Annotated in this window: 16 protein-coding genes; 9 read left to right on the forward strand and 7 right to left on the reverse strand. The window is 41.8% G+C overall.

Features of this window, described 5'->3' with window-relative positions:
- Window positions 1-44 precede the first annotated feature (44 nt).
- The gene (locus MHN81_RS06900; protein WP_239425366.1) at window positions 45-1,034 is read left to right on the forward strand and encodes a helix-turn-helix domain-containing protein; all 990 of its coding nucleotides are present in this window, start codon (window positions 45-47) and stop codon (window positions 1,032-1,034) included.
- Here the strand turns inward: MHN81_RS06900 and MHN81_RS06905 are convergent.
- From MHN81_RS06905 to MHN81_RS06935, 7 genes are all read right to left on the reverse strand, one after another.
- Window positions 1,023-1,622: a class I SAM-dependent methyltransferase gene (locus MHN81_RS06905; protein ID WP_239425367.1), complete on the reverse strand. Its 600-nt coding sequence runs from the start codon at window positions 1,620-1,622 to the stop codon at window positions 1,023-1,025. The two genes, MHN81_RS06900 and MHN81_RS06905, sit on opposite strands and share 12 nt — an antisense overlap.
- A gap of 240 nt (window positions 1,623-1,862) precedes the next feature.
- Entirely contained in the window at window positions 1,863-2,120 is a 258-nt protein-coding gene (locus MHN81_RS06910) for a hypothetical protein (RefSeq protein WP_239425368.1), read from the reverse strand.
- A 109-nt stretch (window positions 2,121-2,229) separates the two neighbouring features.
- The gene (locus tag MHN81_RS06915) at window positions 2,230-2,757 is read right to left on the reverse strand and encodes a GreA/GreB family elongation factor (protein ID WP_231105448.1); all 528 of its coding nucleotides are present in this window, start codon (window positions 2,755-2,757) and stop codon (window positions 2,230-2,232) included.
- Between the two features lie 9 nt (window positions 2,758-2,766).
- The gene (locus MHN81_RS06920) at window positions 2,767-4,656 is read right to left on the reverse strand and encodes a hypothetical protein (RefSeq protein WP_239425369.1); all 1,890 of its coding nucleotides are present in this window, start codon (window positions 4,654-4,656) and stop codon (window positions 2,767-2,769) included.
- 9 nt (window positions 4,657-4,665) lie between these two features.
- Window positions 4,666-5,718, reverse strand: coding sequence for a hypothetical protein (locus MHN81_RS06925; RefSeq protein WP_231105449.1), 1,053 nt, complete (start codon window positions 5,716-5,718; stop codon window positions 4,666-4,668).
- Window positions 5,719-5,799: 81 nt separating this feature from the next.
- Window positions 5,800-8,865 (reverse strand): hypothetical protein, encoded by a 3,066-nt coding sequence (locus tag MHN81_RS06930; protein ID WP_155735412.1) that lies wholly within the window; start codon window positions 8,863-8,865, stop codon window positions 5,800-5,802.
- 482 nt (window positions 8,866-9,347) lie between these two features.
- Window positions 9,348-9,632, reverse strand: coding sequence for a hypothetical protein (locus tag MHN81_RS06935; protein WP_155250821.1), 285 nt, complete (start codon window positions 9,630-9,632; stop codon window positions 9,348-9,350).
- A gap of 505 nt (window positions 9,633-10,137) precedes the next feature.
- Between MHN81_RS06935 and ccoN the strand changes: the two genes are divergently transcribed.
- The 8 genes from ccoN (at window position 10,138) to MHN81_RS06975 (ending at window position 17,180) form a co-directional block, all read left to right on the forward strand.
- A complete protein-coding gene (ccoN, locus tag MHN81_RS06940) occupies window positions 10,138-11,571 on the forward strand; it encodes a cytochrome-c oxidase, cbb3-type subunit I (protein ID WP_023401643.1) in 1,434 nt (477 codons plus the stop codon).
- Between the two features lie 12 nt (window positions 11,572-11,583).
- Window positions 11,584-12,204, forward strand: coding sequence for a cytochrome-c oxidase, cbb3-type subunit II (gene ccoO / locus MHN81_RS06945; protein WP_239425370.1), 621 nt, complete (start codon window positions 11,584-11,586; stop codon window positions 12,202-12,204).
- 6 nt (window positions 12,205-12,210) lie between these two features.
- The gene (locus MHN81_RS06950; protein ID WP_023401641.1) at window positions 12,211-12,396 is read left to right on the forward strand and encodes a cbb3-type cytochrome c oxidase subunit 3; all 186 of its coding nucleotides are present in this window, start codon (window positions 12,211-12,213) and stop codon (window positions 12,394-12,396) included.
- On the forward strand, window positions 12,393-13,358 hold the full coding sequence (gene ccoP, locus MHN81_RS06955; protein ID WP_023401640.1) for a cytochrome-c oxidase, cbb3-type subunit III: 966 nt from the start codon (window positions 12,393-12,395) through the stop codon (window positions 13,356-13,358). Before MHN81_RS06950 ends, ccoP begins: the two co-directional genes overlap by 4 nt.
- A 124-nt stretch (window positions 13,359-13,482) precedes the next feature.
- Window positions 13,483-13,974: a FixH family protein gene (locus MHN81_RS06960; protein ID WP_023401639.1), complete on the forward strand. Its 492-nt coding sequence runs from the start codon at window positions 13,483-13,485 to the stop codon at window positions 13,972-13,974.
- Between the two features lie 5 nt (window positions 13,975-13,979).
- Entirely contained in the window at window positions 13,980-16,352 is a 2,373-nt protein-coding gene (locus MHN81_RS06965; protein ID WP_023401638.1) for a heavy metal translocating P-type ATPase, read from the forward strand.
- Entirely contained in the window at window positions 16,349-16,522 is a 174-nt protein-coding gene (gene ccoS, locus MHN81_RS06970) for a cbb3-type cytochrome oxidase assembly protein CcoS (RefSeq protein ID WP_023401637.1), read from the forward strand. The genes MHN81_RS06965 and ccoS overlap by 4 nt, the downstream gene beginning before the upstream one ends.
- Complete coding sequence (locus MHN81_RS06975; protein WP_239425371.1) at window positions 16,509-17,180, forward strand: sulfite exporter TauE/SafE family protein; 672 nt, start codon at window positions 16,509-16,511, stop codon at window positions 17,178-17,180. The genes ccoS and MHN81_RS06975 overlap by 14 nt, the downstream gene beginning before the upstream one ends.
- Window positions 17,181-17,263 lie beyond the last annotated feature (83 nt).

Consider the following 17,263-nt stretch of genomic DNA (forward strand, 5'->3'; position numbering starts at 1 on the left):
TGAATTGACTTTTTTCGCCAACCTAACCAGATCCGATGAGTTTTATGGAAATAATAAAAATAGCCATCACTTTATATGAGCAATTATTGATCACCAGCGTTACGCTGCCTATTGAAATGCTCAAAGCTGGTGAAGCTTATGCAAAGCGGCATAAGGGTCAAAACTTTAAACCCCTCGCCATAGAATGCTTAAGTGAAGATGGAAATCATATAACAACGAATGTTGGTATCAATATGGCTGTACAATCTGACTTTCAGTCTTTAACTAGCTACGACTATATTATTGTGCCTAGTATTTGGAGAAACCCGAGGCCCGTTGTTCGGCACAACCCCCAACTAGCCACAAATTTGGCCTTTGCGTGGGAGCGAGGCGCAACTGTTATTGGCGTGGGCACAGGGGTGTGCTTTTTGGCCGAGTCAGGTATGTTAAATGGTCACTCAGCAACGACACATTGGCACTATGCTAAGCAATTTATGAAAAGCTACCCTGCTGTTGAACTCAAACCCGACTACTTCATAACCCAGTCTGATAGGTTGTACACTGTAGCCAGTCTCAACGCCTTGGCGGATGTTGTGGTTCATTTGATCGGTCAGTTTTATGGCAAAGACGCTGCAAATCACGTGCAACAAAATTTTTCCCATGAGATCAGAAAGCCCTATGAAGAGCAACGTTACTTAGAGGGTGCTGTCGATCGGCACAGTGACGAACAAATTGCCGCTATCCAGTTTTGGCTAAAGAACAATGCGAGCTCCGCCTTATCACTGGCAGAAGTTGCGCAGCAATTTGGTATAAGTTATCGAAGCTTCAACCGCCGATTTAAAGCTGCCACAGGTAAAACGGCCATTGCATATTTGCAAGAAGTTAGACTCCAACAGGCATGCGAGCTATTGGCCTCGAGTAACTTAAGCATTCAGGAAGTTGCCTTGACGGTTGGCTTTAACTCACAGAGCCAGCTATCTAGGGCTTTTAAAGAGCAAATGAACCAAACACCGAGCGCTTATCGAAAAATTGTCAGAAAAAAGCTATTTTCTTAGCGCAACTCGAGACCAAGTTACATTGTGTTTATTTGGCATCTTGCTGGGCTGATCTTCTACATGGAACACAACTTCGAGCCCACACTCCTTCGCATACTTGAATAGTTCATTGCAACTGGTTGGAAAGATATGGGTGCCTTTTCCTGCCGGACCATTTCTCAAAGAAATAGCGCAAACGCCGCCAGGAGACAACAAATTAGACAATCTATCGATACAGCGCTTTCTTTGCGAATAGTTTAAATGATGCCAAACGCCATCCATCAGAATAAAGTCAAATAGCACATCACGGGGTGTCAGCAGCTTCAAATCAGGTAAACTATCTTGCTGCCAGTTAATTTCTAACTCTGGAAACTGCAACTTAGCTGCTTCTAGAAAGGCGCCTAAGGGCTCTACAGCAACAACATCGTAGCCCATTTTAAATAGTGCCGCAGAGTTCTGTCCTACGCCGCACCCAGCATCGAGTACTCGTGCTGGTGCATCTGGTAAGAAAGGTAAAAACTCTTTGTTTATATACTCAAACTCAAGTGCGAAACTCACCTTTGCAAAGGCCAAAACATCTCTTTCATACCCTATTGTACCTGCAACCATGGTGTTAGCTCCTTATTCATCTATAGTGATGACGTATACAATGATGTGACGATATTACAGCGAAACTCAGTATCCCGTCCCGTTCGGAAAAAGTACTTCTTCAGTCACGGGCGCTTCGACAACCAGCGTCAAAACTAGATTTTTGAACGATAAAATGCCAGTACATGCGTAAAACTCTTCATTATTCAAGTCGTAAATTGCTTATCAACTATTGCAACGACATCTAACAACGATTCAACTTTATTTGCGCTTAGCTTGCCTTTCTTTAATACAAAAATAAAAACTATAAACAATACCCATCAGGCAAAGCGAAGCAATCAAAGCCGCAGGAATGAAAATAAGTAACATACTCGCCTTATAGCCAACAACAGCAAGTACGCAGCAGATAACACCAACTATCAACTCGATTGAAATCAGCTCCCAATCCACTGTATGGGTTCTTTTTATTGTTTTTGCCGCATAGTGATTGACTTTAAAACCCATTGAAAAAACTTCCATTAAAATGCTCATCATGGTGATGATTGTACCATATCAATCGTGAACTTAAGTTCGGCATATTAGAGGTTGCTTAACAATAAATGAAATCTGCTTTGACGTATAAAATCGACTATATAATCTCGTCGATATAAAAAAACTGTTTTGAGCCATTAAAATCGAACTCAACTTCATCGTCTAGCTGCTTACCCTTCAATACTTGCCCTAATGGAGATTGCAAGGTAAGTACTAATATCTGCGTGTTCGAGATTGTGACTTTAAGACCACCTTCGGTCGGCCCGATAAAATACCAATATAAATCGCCTTCCTCGTCACTAAGCTTAACCAGTGCCCCCTCTACCACAGAGCTGATTTTGTCGGTCTTAAACACTGACTCAAATGCATTGATTGCAAAATGTGCCTGCTCAACACGTTCGCTTTGCCCTTCTGCCAAATAACCCGACTCAATGCTCAATGAGTCATACTGTGTTTCAGCAGCACTTTGCTCATGAATCGCATCCATTCGTGCACTATCAGCTGCGGCTTGGGCTTCATACAATTTTTTTTCTAAAGCAAGCCTCAACGTTTCTACAACAACGACTTTTTTCACTCTACAACCACCAAATAAAAAAGGGCCATTGTGGCCCTTTATTTTGTTCATTCAAAACAATCAGAACAAGGATTCAAAGCTCCCATCAGGAAATAAAATCCCAGGGATGCCTCTGATTGTTCGTACATCTCCCACGAGTTTATCACCAAAATAGAACCCTCCGGTATACAATTCCTTCTTTTTCTTGATATCGACCCAGTAACCATCTCGACCACGTACAATTAGGTTGATATTCCCTACCAGGTTTGTAACTGTTACTTCACTCACGTGCCCACCTAAAATAAGTGAAACATCCGCGGATGTGAAATCGGATAACATATCAGGCTCGCCTGAGAGTTGAATCCTTAAATCCTTTCCACCGTTCAATGGAAGCTCCAATTGCGCACCAAAAACGAGATCCATATCAGAACGCATTGCCAACGGCGAGCGCTCGTTAGCATACAGTCTGATTGGCGTCACTTGATTTGGGGTTGTTAAAACACCATCAATTGATAAATATGGGATCACAGCTTTGATAGTGCGGACGCTTAATCGATTTCTCAAATAGTCGATTTCGATATCACCGGACAAAATCGAGCTCCCTTGAGTCAATTTTACATTGCCAGTAGCATCTGACACCCCTACAACTTCTTCTATGTTGTTCGGGTCAAAACGTCCTTCAGTTACAATTTCAAATTGATCAAAAACGAAGTCTAGCGCAATATCAGGTTTAGTTACCGATCCCTTACCAGACCCAACAATTTTATCTCCCAATAATGGGCTGATCCGCCATTGAGGCACGGTAATATCCATATCAACCTCAAATCCACGTCTGACACCCGTTATGATCCACCGAAAACCGTTCTCTGTCTGATATTCGATGTTGAGTCCAGGTAACGAGTACTCACCAGCCACTGAGCCTTCAAAAGGAGACACATGCTTCACTACATCGCCGATGACTTCTAGCGAAGCTAAAAATGCATTTTGCGCATCCGAGTTTGCTAAGTCTTCAACTTCCTCAAGCTTCGATTTTATTTCCTCGCTATATTGCTCGTCTTGAAGACGCAGAACACCCAACGCATTTCTTACTTCAGTAAGTAATTCATTAGTATACGGCTTTATCTCAGTATGTAGTTCTCTAGAAGAGTTTAGTCTAAGTAGCTCATTCACTTCTAAAAGTACCTTAGCTGAGGACACTCGGTACACAGTGTTTGACTCTTCTGACAGTAATGTCTCCGATAAATACTGATTAGCCAATTGTTTGTATACTGATATCGCCTCGCTATTACCACTTACTCCCTCTGCAATTGCGTTTGAAAACAGCGAGGTATCTTTTTGACCGGTAGTATGCTGCTGCATAATATCTGCGTAGGTTAGTGCGTTTGCGACATACTCAGCTTTTTGCTCATTGAGTATGGTACTTTGCGTAATATGATAGTTTGGCGCTGCGGTTAAAGACCAAATAGCACTATCTAACTTAGCTGACACCAATGCACTTGAAAACGTAGAGAATAATAATTGATTGAGACCGGGCACAGGCAGCGCAATTGCCTCATAGCTAATTTCAGCATTAATTGGTTCGCCAAAATCAATTTCGTTATTACCGTTCAGATCATTTGGGTCATTTAACAATGAACGCCCGCAACCTTGTTCTCTAGGGCAGGACACTTGGCTATTATCTGGCTCAAACTTAAAATGATATTGGCCATCAACTGGTAAGGTCAAAGAAAAGCGATTTAGCGATTCAACTTGATGACGTGTTTCAACATTACCTTTGAGGTTTTGTATTATCAGTTCACCTTTTTGGCTAATAAAACTTGGTGCATAAAACCGCATATCAGCTTCAAAGCTCTCAGTTATATCATTGCCAAACCCTGGTTGAATATCAGAAACTTGTGGAACTTCATCGCTACTTCCACCACATCCTGCTAGACCAGTAATGAGTAGGCACAGTACACTTCTTTTTATCATAATTACCTCCTACAACACCAAACGGACAAACCAGTTAATGTTTGCATAGTGCGCATCATCTAAATCCAACTTGTCAGTTTTGACAGAAAAGCCGAAATACTCATTCGCAACGCCCAACTCTACAGCTTTGGAATTCGATTCATACCCTGAAAATACACGCCAACTATCATTAAAGTGATAATTCACGTTGCCTTGTACAAATGTGTCTTTATAAAATCGTCTTGTAAATACATCAAACGATACGCGACCATTTAAACGATAGGATACATCTAGATAATATCTGGCATCGTGTTCAAATGTATAATCGACTTCTCGGTTAAACGCAGATGTACGCAAGCGAATTGAAGGTTCAGTGACAATACTGTCCCCTTCCTCAATAAAAGGCACATCGGTTGTCACACCATTGACAAAGCCCACCCCCTCGTATTTAGTTTCATTGACTAAATCGAGCGCTTTAAATGACACATTCAAATCATCACTAATTTGCCAATCAATCGATAAGTCGAAAGAATAACCTTTGCCTTCAGGGCTTTGGTCAGGTGTGAAAGACTTAAATAAAATGTCTTTAGAAAAGAAGTACTGTGTTTGTAGATCACCTTTTATTTCATCACTAAATATGGTGCCATCAACGGTCGCGTCTTGGAAATGAGCACTCTGATAATAGGTTACTTTGGGCGTGATAGTCAGTGAGTTATCAAATAAAGCCACATCATAGGCAAGAAAAACGCCATGTGTTGTTGACTGTTTACCCTTTAGTAAATAACGATAGTTTCTCTTTTCAAATGGAAGGTCATTTTTCTCTAGGTAGGTAAATAGCGCAGTGTCTGGATCAAACTCAAGTGCATAGTTATACCGACTTTGAGCGCCCAAAGAGACCCCTTTATACTTAACACCAAGTTCAAAAACATTGAAAGTAAAAGCACTGTCGCCAGATTCAAGGGGTTTATTAAACTCATCAAGAAATGATTTGACTGGTTGAGCTTCAGTATATATTTCAGAGTCGAAGTTGTTAATTATTTCGAAATCGTTGGCATACGAAGAAGTAGAAAAAAGTATTGCCAAAAGAAGAGCATTGGGTTTTGTCATAAATATTAAGTTAAAGGCGGTATAAACCGCCTTCCTTTTATTATTGTGAAGAATAAACTAGTTGGTATTTTGTCCTAGGAAGTCGATATCAGTATAATCAATGACAGAGCCATCGTTATAAGTCACTCTAAATCCATTTGTAATTTCAATCACATCACCAACTTTCACAGGCGTTGTATCATTGTATAGTGTTACATCACCAAGCAATGGACCATCTGTATCGACGAGATCTACGTTGAATACATAGCCATTAAACTCATTTAGCATAATTTTCGCTAAACCAAGGTCATCATTGTTGTCTTCGTTCTTAAGCGCGAAGTCCGCAGTGAACAGAAGACCCTCTGTCGTTCCTGATACAACAATGCTTGCGTGTTCAATTGCGTCATTAACAAATAGTGGAATTGAATTACCTGCACTATCAGTTGAAGTGAGTTCTGAATATAGAGTACCGTCAAAACCGTATTGACCATCGACAAATTCAACAATATTGAATGTCTGCGCTTTAGATGCATCAAAGTTTCTAGCATCTTCAATTGTGGTAATACTGCCATCAACAAAAATCACGGAACATGAAGCATTTGGTTGTGCAACTACATCTAGGGCCCAACGCTCACACTCAGCCAAATCAGATGATTTAACTTGAACTGTTTGACCTTCCGTCGATTTCAACGTACCAGTCCACGTTAAAATAATTTTACTCGTTGCGCCCGAATTTACCTGAGCATTAGCAAGAATATGTTCATCTCCTTGCGTATTCGTCAACTCAACTTCATAGGTCTCAGTGTTATAACGATATGTCCACTCAGGGTAGTTAGGCGCTGTGCCATTATGAGAACCAGAATCAAGGTTTTGGTCCCAAATGTCTCTCACAACATCGTATACAACTTCACCTGCATTAAATACCGCATCAGCACCTTCTTTTGTCACAAATGCGATTGAAGTCAGTTTCTCTGTACCTGACTTACCTCTTGCAGTATCAACAGCTGAAGTAACATTTGTTCTCAAAGAACGAATACCCTGTTCACTCGCCTTAAAGTTATTGATGCCATTTGTTACATTGGTTTGGACTAATGTCGCATCTGCGAGTAGTTGCTCAGCACCTTCTTTTAATGCATCAGTTGCTACTGCCACATATTCGTCAGCACGAGTTTTAGCTGTATTTACATCAGTTAAAAACCCATCTGTTAGTGCATTCAATGCATTGAATTTTTCAACGGCGTTTTCAGCTGTCGCCAATGCTGTTTCAAGCGCAGCTAAATTACTACCTGCGGCGGCAAACTGACTAGTTGCTTCTGCAAATAGTGCTGACACCTCAGCATTGCTTGTATTGAAAGTCTGCTCACTTGCTTTAGCCCTTTCTAGAGCAGCTTCAGCAAGTACTTTTGCCGCATTCGCAGCATCGTCAATGGCTGCAATCGCTTTTTCGCGCTCACCATTAGCGGCCGTTATTAGTGCTGCTACGTTTGTGTTAAGTGTGTCTGAGTTTGTCACAAGCGCTTGTGAATTCGTAACCGCACCTTGAGCATCTTGCGTCAATGTTAGTAGGCCTTGTGCACTGGTCAAAAGCTGGCCAGCCTGAGAAACCAACGCAGTGACATTTTGTTGTAGGTTCAGATTTGCAAGAGCCGCAACAAGGTCATCAGCCGCTTTTAGATAAGCCTCTTTTTGCTCTTGAGATTCTGCCGCTCCACCTAGTGAAACAACAGTGCCTAGAACTGTATTTTGCTCTGTATAAGACTGATTAAGCGCTGTAAATTGCTCTTGTGCCTGAGTAAGCGTGGTCTGTAACTCTGCTAAACTGTCATTGATCAAGGTTGTATCATCAGTGTTACACTCATCCCCTTGACAGCCAAGGTCTTCAACGGCTTTCTTCGAATCTTCCGCCGCATCTTCAAGTGCGTCTTCATCGGTAGCACCTGATTCAATCGCTTGGTCGCGCGCATCTTTTGCTTTCTCAGCCAATTCATTTAATGCGTCATCACTGAGATCCGGCGCGACTTCTTTCAGTGCTGCTTTAATTGCTTCAACATCACCGCTGGCGATAGCAACAAATACCGTCGCTGTTTTATTAACTTCTTCTTGGAGTGTTGTAGCAAGCGCTGCAACCGCTTCATTATTACTGTCTTTAAGGCTTCCATCACTGACACCTTGCTTTAGAGTTGTCAGTACAGACTCTAAAGAAGAACCGTCATTTGAGCTAGAAGCGATATTTTGAATTGTTGATGCAACATTAATCAGTGCCAATGTACCAGCATCAATTGTGTCTTCAGCAGTTACATTTGTAAAATCAACGGCACCGCCAAGAGAAATATCACCTGTCAGTAAAACCGCATCTTTTGTCGCTTCTGGACCCATCAGCAATAACAAAGTGCTCAAACTTGCATTTGAGACACTATCAGAATCGATCGCGCCACCATCTTCAGATACTTTTTGTAAAAGTTCAGAAGCAAGCGTTGTAAATATGGTTGCGTTGGCCGTGTATGCCTTAGTTGTGCCTTCTGCACCCCTTGCCTGACGACTAGCTTGAGCAGTGATCTCTTTTACCACATTTAGTGTCAAATCGTCTTGATACCACTCATTAAAGTCAACTTTTGAGTTTGAGTTAACATCATTTTCGTTTGCTGCAGTAAAGTCACCACACCCTAACAGCGCGTCACATTTTATAAATCCACTAGACTTGGTCGTTTTAATCGTAATATAAAGAGCACCACTAAACTGTTGGTCAATGTAAAAACCATACGTACCGTCGTCTGCTGTAACCAAAGATGCCGGGCTTTCACTGACTATTTGGCTTTTTGCTTGCGCAACTGCTTCAGCTTCAGACGCTGCTGTTGCTTTCTTTTCTACAGTTTCTAGGTTGCTTCTATAAGCAACATCTACCAGCTCGCCACCTTTTAACTCTTTAACTACAAGCTCTGCGCCTCTTAATGTACCTTTTACAGCTTTACCAGAAACAAAAACATTGAAGTCAACCGACGCAGTACCTTCAACGTCAGCTGGTTGTACGGGATCAACTGGTACTACCGTGGTCGAGTCTTCGCTCTCAAACAGGCTACAACCAGACAGGCCAAGTGAAAACGCAATTGAAGCGGAGATAGGGGTAAGGTAAATTTTTTTATTCACCACAGGAGGCCTCCTTAAATGCCTATAGATTTTTCTTTTATTTGTTTTAAGCGTAGTTGTTATAGAGTAATTCTCTAGTGCTCGGGCTAATTTTTTCAAAATTTCTTGTTAATTCATTTGTACTTAGCAAAAAAAGCGCATGTTTATTTTTGCATTTCTTTGGCTAATGACCTCCAAAAAAAACAACAATTCAGAAACCACGAATATACACAAACTCCACATTGTTACGCATATGAAAACAAACTAACCAATAAAAATCAACAAAACAATACAGAGATCGTTACTACTAAATCAGAAAAACACCTGAAAATTAACCCAAACGCCCTATATTTCGTATGTTTAGAGTAACAAACCCAGAATAATATCCACCTTATGTTTCAATAACACTGCAATATAAGTTACAGTAAAATTACAATATTAAAGAAAGGGGGCGATTTGTAAAATTGCAATTTTAAGAAAAGTTGGGGAAAGTGTAGTATCAATTATTGACGATAAGAGAATAGGTAAGCTGGTCCGCTTGATGACAGTTTGCTATTATCAGCGAACACGATCCGCCACTTCATTTCCGTTAAATTACACGACCCGAGCATTGCATCTGCTTTCCATCTCCCAGTTTTCACTTCATGGAAAAAAATGGGGATTTTTCCCATGTACATAGACACGCCTTCAATATGTGCACCTTGAATTTGCATATCATGGGGCGCTTCAATAAAGATCTCGAAAGGCTCCTCAGCCTTAAGTTGAGCATTTGACATCCAATATCTCACACCATTCCCCAATTGACACGGTTCAGACTGAACGCAATTTTTAGTTTTGACTGAACGTTCACTTTTTTCTGAACTTTCATGTATACTTATATATAGGTCTGAACAAGACGCAAGTAAATAAATTAAAAATACCAAAGCGAATGTTGAAAAATAGCGCATAATTTAAGCTGATAATTCGTCTTATACATATGCCTATGATACTACGCTTATCAAGATTTAGGAGCCAGCTGAGGTTGAAATTAATCTCGGTTGGCTTGACCGTGGTCATGAAAACTCAGCGGTTTTTAACTACCTGCTGAAAACTTGATTGATGTCATGCTTTGGGGTGTTTTAGGTATCTTTTGTTTTGCAAAAAAATTATTATTTCCTTGCAAAAATAAGGGTTTCTCAGGCTTGCTTTGTCTTATTTAGCGTACGCAAAGCGGGACTGTTGAAATATAAAATATAGGGCCTGTTTTACAGGTTAATCATTTCTAAACGCATTAACTGCAGCGGAATCCAGAAAATGAGCCAAACAGTAGCATCACAAACTGAGTACAATTATAAAGTTGTACGCCAATTCGCTATAATGACAGTGATTTGGGGCATCGTTGGCATGGGTGTAGGTGTCTTTATCGCAGCGCAACTTGCTTGGCCTGCTTTAAACTTCGACATTCCATGGTTGACTTACTCTCGACTTCGTCCGTTACATACGAACGCTGTTATTTTCGCATTTGGCACAAGTGCATTATTCGCAACGTCTTACTACGTTGTGCAACGTACTTGCCAAACGCGTCTATTCTCTGACAAATTAGCTTCTTTTACATTTTGGGGCTGGCAGGCAATTATCGTTGCAGCCGCAATTACCCTGCCTTTGGGCATTACAAGCTCAAAAGAATACGCTGAGCTAGAGTGGCCAATTGATATCGCAATCGCGGTTGTTTGGGTAACCTATGCTGTTGTCTTTTTTGGCACATTGATTAACCGTAAGGTCTCTCACATATATGTTGCCAACTGGTTCTATGCAGGATTTATCATAACTGTTGCTGTTCTTCACATAGTTAACAGCATGGCTGTACCGGTGTCGCTTACAAAATCGTATTCAATCTATGCAGGTGCTGTAGATGCCATGGTTCAATGGTGGTACGGGCACAACGCAGTAGGCTTCTTACTCACCGCGGGCTTCTTGGGTATGATGTACTACTTCGTTCCAAAACAAGCAGGTCGCCCGGTTTACTCGTACAGATTGTCAGTTGTACACTTTTGGGCACTTGTTTCTCTCTATATTTGGGCCGGTCCTCACCACCTTCATTATACTGCCCTACCTGATTGGACTCAGTCTTTAGGTATGGTGATGTCAGTCATTCTATTTGTCCCTTCATGGGGTGGTATGATCAACGGCATCATGACGCTATCAGGGGCATGGCACAAGCTTCGTACAGACCCTGTTTTACGCTTCCTTGTTGTATCTTTGTCTTTCTACGGGATGTCAACATTTGAAGGCCCAATGATGGCAATCAAGTCTGTAAATGCGCTGTCACATTACACCGATTGGACTGTAGGTCACGTACATTCAGGTGCATTAGGTTGGGTTGCAATGATATCAATCGGCGCTATCTACCACTTAATCCCTGCTCTTTTTGGCCATGCAAATATGTATAGCGTCAAGCTAGTCAACACACACTTCTGGTTACACACTGTAGGCGTTGTTCTATACATTGTCGCAATGTGGATTTCAGGTGTAATGCAAGGCTTGATGTGGCGAGCAGTGAACTCTGACGGCACACTTATGTATAGTTTTGTGCAGTCTTTAGAAGCATCATACCCATTCTATATCATGCGCTTCTTAGGTGGTGTGTTCATCGTAGTCGGCATGCTAGTAATGGCTTATAACGTATACCGTACTGTTACAGCAAAAAGTGGCTCTTTGGCTACTGATGCAAACACACAAATGGCTTAAGAGGTATCGAATATGAGCAACAATAATTCGACAAACAAACATGAGATTGTAGAAAAAAATGTCGGCTTGATGGCGATTCTAACTGTGTTTGCAATTAGCTTTGGTGCATTGGTAGAGATAACGCCGCTAATGTTCCAAAAGGACACAACAAAGCCAGTAGATGGTTTGCGTCCGCTCACGGCACTCGAAATGGAAGGCAGAGATATTTATGTACGTGAAGGTTGTTACAATTGCCACTCACAAATGATCCGCCCATTTCGTGACGAAGTTGAGCGATATGGACACTACTCTGTTGCCGGTGAATCTGTTTGGGATCACCCTTTCCAATGGGGCTCCAAACGAACTGGCCCTGATTTAGCTCGCGTAGGTGGTCGCTACTCTGACGACTGGCACTACGCGCACTTAATCGACCCTCGCTCCGTAGTTCCTGAATCTAATATGCCAGGTTACCCTTGGTTAGAAGAGAACATACTGGATGGTAAATTAACCGCTAAGAAACTTGAAGTCTTCAAAAACTTCGGTGTGCCATATACCGATGAAGATATTCAAGGTGCAAAAGCAGCTGTGGAAGGCAAGACAGAAATGGAAGCGCTCATAGCTTATTTGCAACAACTTGGCACGCATTTGAAGTAATTTATTATGGATTACGGCACATACAGAGGCATTTTAACTCTGGTAATTTTAGTACTGTTCATTGTGATTGTTGTGTGGGCATACAGTAAGCGAACGAAAAGTCGTTTTGACGACGCTGCGAAAGCCATTTTCGACGACGAAATAGAACACGACAACACAGTCTCAAAAGAGGAAAAGGAGTCTGAAAAATGACTAGCTTTTGGAGTATTTGGGTCATTGTATTGACCTTAGCATGTCTGGCTCTAATCTTTGGCCTACTGATTTGGAACCTGAAAAACTACACAGGGGTCGAAGAAGGTGCCAGTTGTGGTCACGAGTTTGACGGCATTGAAGAGCTTAACAATCCATTGCCAAAGTGGTGGACTTACATGTTCTTCGCAACGTTCGTTTGGTCTGTGTATTACCTTGCGATGTACCCAGGTTTGGGCAATTTCGTAGGTTTGTTAGGCTGGACAAGTTCTAACCAAGGGGTCACTTCCCTTGAAGAATCTAAACAAGCGATTTTAGAAGCCAAAGACAAAGGCCTATGGGTTCAGCTCGACAAAGAGTTCGAAGCGGCAGATGAACGCTTTGGCCCTATCTTTAAAGCATTTGCAGAGCAAGATGTATTAACGCTTGCAAACGACTCAGAAGCGCTTGAAATTGGCCAAAGACTCTACGCACAAAACTGCGCTCAGTGTCATGGTTCGGATGCGCGCGGTGGGTTGGGCTTTCCAAACCTAACGGATAAAGATTGGCTTTATGGTGGCAACCCTGAGCAAATTAAAGAGACTCTTTTACAAGGTCGCGTTGCAGCTATGCCTGGCTGGGAAGCTGCATTAGGAGAGCAAGGCGTAAAAGAGATGACCGCTTATGTTTTGAGCTTATCAGGTCGAAAGGTTAACCAAAAAGACGCCGATGCAGGTCAAAGTAAGTTTGCAATGTGTGCTGCCTGTCATGGTATGGATGGCAAAGGTTCAGTTGCCCACAACTTACCATTTGGCGCGCCGGACTTAACGGACAATATTTGGCTATATGGTGGCTCCCAAAGAGCCGTTGAAGAGTCAGTTCGTCATGGCCGTGCAGGTGTAATGCCAGCTTGGAAAGACATTTTAGGTGAAGATAAGGTTCACCTGCTAACAGCCTATGTTTACAGTTTGTCGCAAGACAAATAAACAGTTAGATGAAATAAGCAAGCTTCCGAATTTGGAGGCTTGCTCTTTAAAATAAAAATAGAGCTTAGATATATAAATCTTGCGATAAAGTAGATACAACAACATTGTAAAGTAGTGAACAATTATGAATCCAACCCCCTGGTATAAGAATTTTTGGCCTTGGTTTTTGATGTTTTTCCCGCTCGTTACCATCATCGCGTGCGTTATTCTAGTCACTGTTGCAGTGGGCAATGGACCTGATATGGTGGTGGATGATTATTATAAAAAAGGTAAAGCGATTAACCTTGAATTGAGCAAATTCGACAAAGCTAAAGCACTATATTTACACGGTGACCTCGTTGTTGAAAATGAGCGCGTGAGTTTTAATTTTACCAAGGGAGATCACAGCAAAGTTAACGCACTTAAAGTCTCCTTCTATCACCGAACAATAAAAGAATATGATTTTTCACTCACTTTGCTGGCAAATGCCAGTGGAGCATTTACGGCACTACTAGATGAGGCACATCACGGTGCATTCACCGTGTTTATCGAACCTATGGATAGCAGTTGGAAAATGAAGGAAAACCTACAGTTACCGACTGACAAACCGATTTCAATTACACCTCAATACAAGTAAGTCTTATGGCAAAAAGTTGTTTTCATTGCCTCGAAGCCGTACCTCATGGATTTCAAGGCGAAGTAATGTTTGAAGGTGTTGCCAATCCTGTGTGCTGCACAGGTTGTCAGGCCGTTGCTGAGACAATTCTCGCTCAAGGCATGAGTGATTATTATAAGTTTCGTACTGAGTCTAGTGGCAAAGTACAAGAACTTGTCCCAGAACAATTAAAAGAACTGCTCAGTTACGACAATCAAGATATTCAAAAAGACTTTGTTGCCGACCAAGGCAGCAACAAAGAGGTATTGCTTAGCGTCGAAGGGATCAGTTGTGCTGCATGTGCTTGGCTGATAGAAAAACAACTACTTGCGCTTGCTGGCGTACAGCGTGTAGATGTAAACACTTCCACCCACCGAGCTATGGTTTTATGGCAAGACTCAAGCACAAAACTGAGCGAAATAATTGGCGCTTTATTGCAGATAGGATACAAAGCCTATCCATTTCAAGCTGATGAAGAAGCAGCACAAAAGCAGGCCGCAGCAAAGGCATATTTGCGCCGACTAGGTGTAGCTGGGTTAATGACGATGCAAGTCATGATGTTTGCATTCGCCATGTATTTTGGCATGTTCTCCGGGATGGATGAAGGATTTGAGCAATACTTCAGGTGGATAAGCCTAATTTTAGCGTCACCCGTTATCCTCTACTCTGCCCTGCCATTTCTTGCCAATGCGATTAAAGGTCTTAAAAGCCGTCAACTGAATATGGACTTACCTGTCTCTTTGGCTATTTTTGGAGCCTATGGCGCAAGCTGTTACGCCACTGTTATGTCTGTAGGTGAAGTCTACTTCGAGTCAATTTGTATGTTTACCTTCTTACTATTACTTGGGAAATACCTCGAGTTTAGAGCCAGAATGAAGGCCAGTGAGTTTACCGCAAACTTACAAAAACTTATGCCACTCACTGCAAGAAAGATAACCGGCGCCATTGAAGAGGTCATTGCTGCAAAAAGCTTAGCTCTTAATGATCTAATTCTGGTCAAACCTGGAGAAACCATTCCGGCCGATGGTATTGTTGTTGAAGGCACCAGTACCGTCGATGAGTCGATGATGACAGGTGAACATTTACCAATTAAAAAATTTGTAAACCATCAAGTTTATGCAGGAACTCTCAATCACGACGGCGCTATCACTCTAAAAATTAATAAAGTAGGACAAAATACCCTACTAAACCAGATCATTAAACTGCAACATAATGCACTCATGAAACGACCAAAAATTGTTGAAGTAACTGACAAGGTCGCTCAGTGGTTTGTGGCGTGTTTGCTCATTTTTGCCTCAATCACCGCAATTGGCTGGTATCACGTTGAGCCTGAACATGCGTTTTGGGTCACTATTGCTGTTTTGGTTGCTACCTGTCCTTGTGCACTCAGCCTTGCTATACCCACAGCGCTAACCTGTGCTGTTGCCACCTTAACCAAAAAAGGGATCCTTATTAAAGAAGCGCATGTGCTAGAAACGGCACCAAAAGTAACTCGTTACGCGTTTGATAAAACCGGTACTCTTACTGAAGGACGATTTACGATTTTGAAAGTAGCCGTTTTGGACGAACAGTATACTGAACCAATGATAATGGCCCTTGCTTGTGCATTGGAACGTTACTCTGAACACCCTATTGCAAAAGCGTTTATAGACAAAAGCGAACATTTCATTGAAATTAAAGATGCAGTAGTCGCCACAGGACTCGGTGTTAGCGGTAATTACGACGGCAAAGACGTTGCTATCGGCAAGGCAAACTGGTTTGGCAGCCATGCCTCATTTTCTCAAGCAACGTTATTCATAGATAAACACCCCGTTGCTGATTTTTATCTTCAAGATAAGGTTAGGAGCAGTGCACCTGAGGTCATTGAGTTTTTACAAGCACAACAGCTTACCTGCCATATGCTAACGGGCGATAGCTCCAATGCGGCAAGTAATCTTGCCAATGAGTTGGGATTAGATTCCTACAAACAAGCTTGCTCGCCAAAAGATAAACAAAACGTGGTCGCACAGTGGGCTGATAAAGCGCATATTGTTGCAATGGTTGGAGATGGTGTGAATGATAGCCCGGTTTTCAATACCGCTCATTTATCAATTGCGATGGAAACAGGTGCTGATATTTCAAAAAATACAGCCGATGTAGTACTGTTAAATAGTGATCTAAATTCACTAAAAACACTACAAAGTGTTGCCATTAAAACAAAGCAAATAATCAGACAAAACTTGACTATTTCTTTGCTTTACAACGGATCCATCCTACCTATGGCAGCACTTGGGCTGGTGCCGCCTTGGCTTGCTGTGATTGGCATGTCTGCAAGTTCAATCGTGGTAATAACTAACTCATTAAGGTTACTAAAGCTATGAGTATAATTTACATATTGATCCCCATCGCCATCTTATTTGTCGTCATCGCAATTGGTGTGTTTTTCTGGGCTGTCAGAAGTGAACAGTTCTCTGATCTAAACAAGCAAGCTCACAGTATTTTATTTGAAGATGACAAAGAGCAGCACAAAAAGAGTAATGATGGAAATTAGTTTTGCCAGTGCATTTTTTATGGGCTTGATGGGTAGCGGACACTGCTTGGCGATGTGCGGTGGAATTGCGTCAAGCTTGCAGTTAGCACAAACAAAGCAAAAACCACTAGTTGTCGCCTTTTTATACAACCTGGGGCGACTAGTGAGCTACGCTGTAGCGGGGTTACTTGTCGCTTCGCTGGGTGTTTCATTGGCCAAACAACACACTTCTTTTGCGCTGGCTTTGTCTTACTTAAGCGGCTTTTTTATGTTGTTAGTCGGTTTATACATCATGCGAATTGCAGGTACTTTAAACTGGTTAGAAAAACTTGGTGACTTCATTATCTGGCAACGAATTGTGAAGTTAAACAAACATATTTTGCCAATTGATACCAAGACAAAAGCATTAGCATACGGCGCACTTTGGGGGTGGCTGCCATGTGGCCTAGTTTACACCGCACTATTGTGGAGCCTACAAGCCAAAAGCGCTCTTTACGGAGCGCTTACTATGGTAGCTTTTGCCTTGGGTACCTTCCCTGCACTCTTGGTTGCGGGGCAGTCAGCGCAGTTGCTGAACAAATTTTTGAACCACACAATTACGCGCATTGCGCTAGGAAACCTTTTTGTGTGGTATGGGTTTTACTTGATTATCATTACTAGTAATAAATTAGTAGATTAATCTAGTTTTATGCTTGCGAATATTAGATAATAGCAAGCATCAATTAAGCTTTTAAAAGCAGGAGTTTTTAAAGGCTTGTATCG

The sequence above is a fragment of the Pseudoalteromonas sp. Of7M-16 genome (assembly GCF_022347805.1).
Classification (GTDB): Bacteria; Pseudomonadota; Gammaproteobacteria; order Enterobacterales; family Alteromonadaceae; genus Pseudoalteromonas; species Pseudoalteromonas luteoviolacea_F.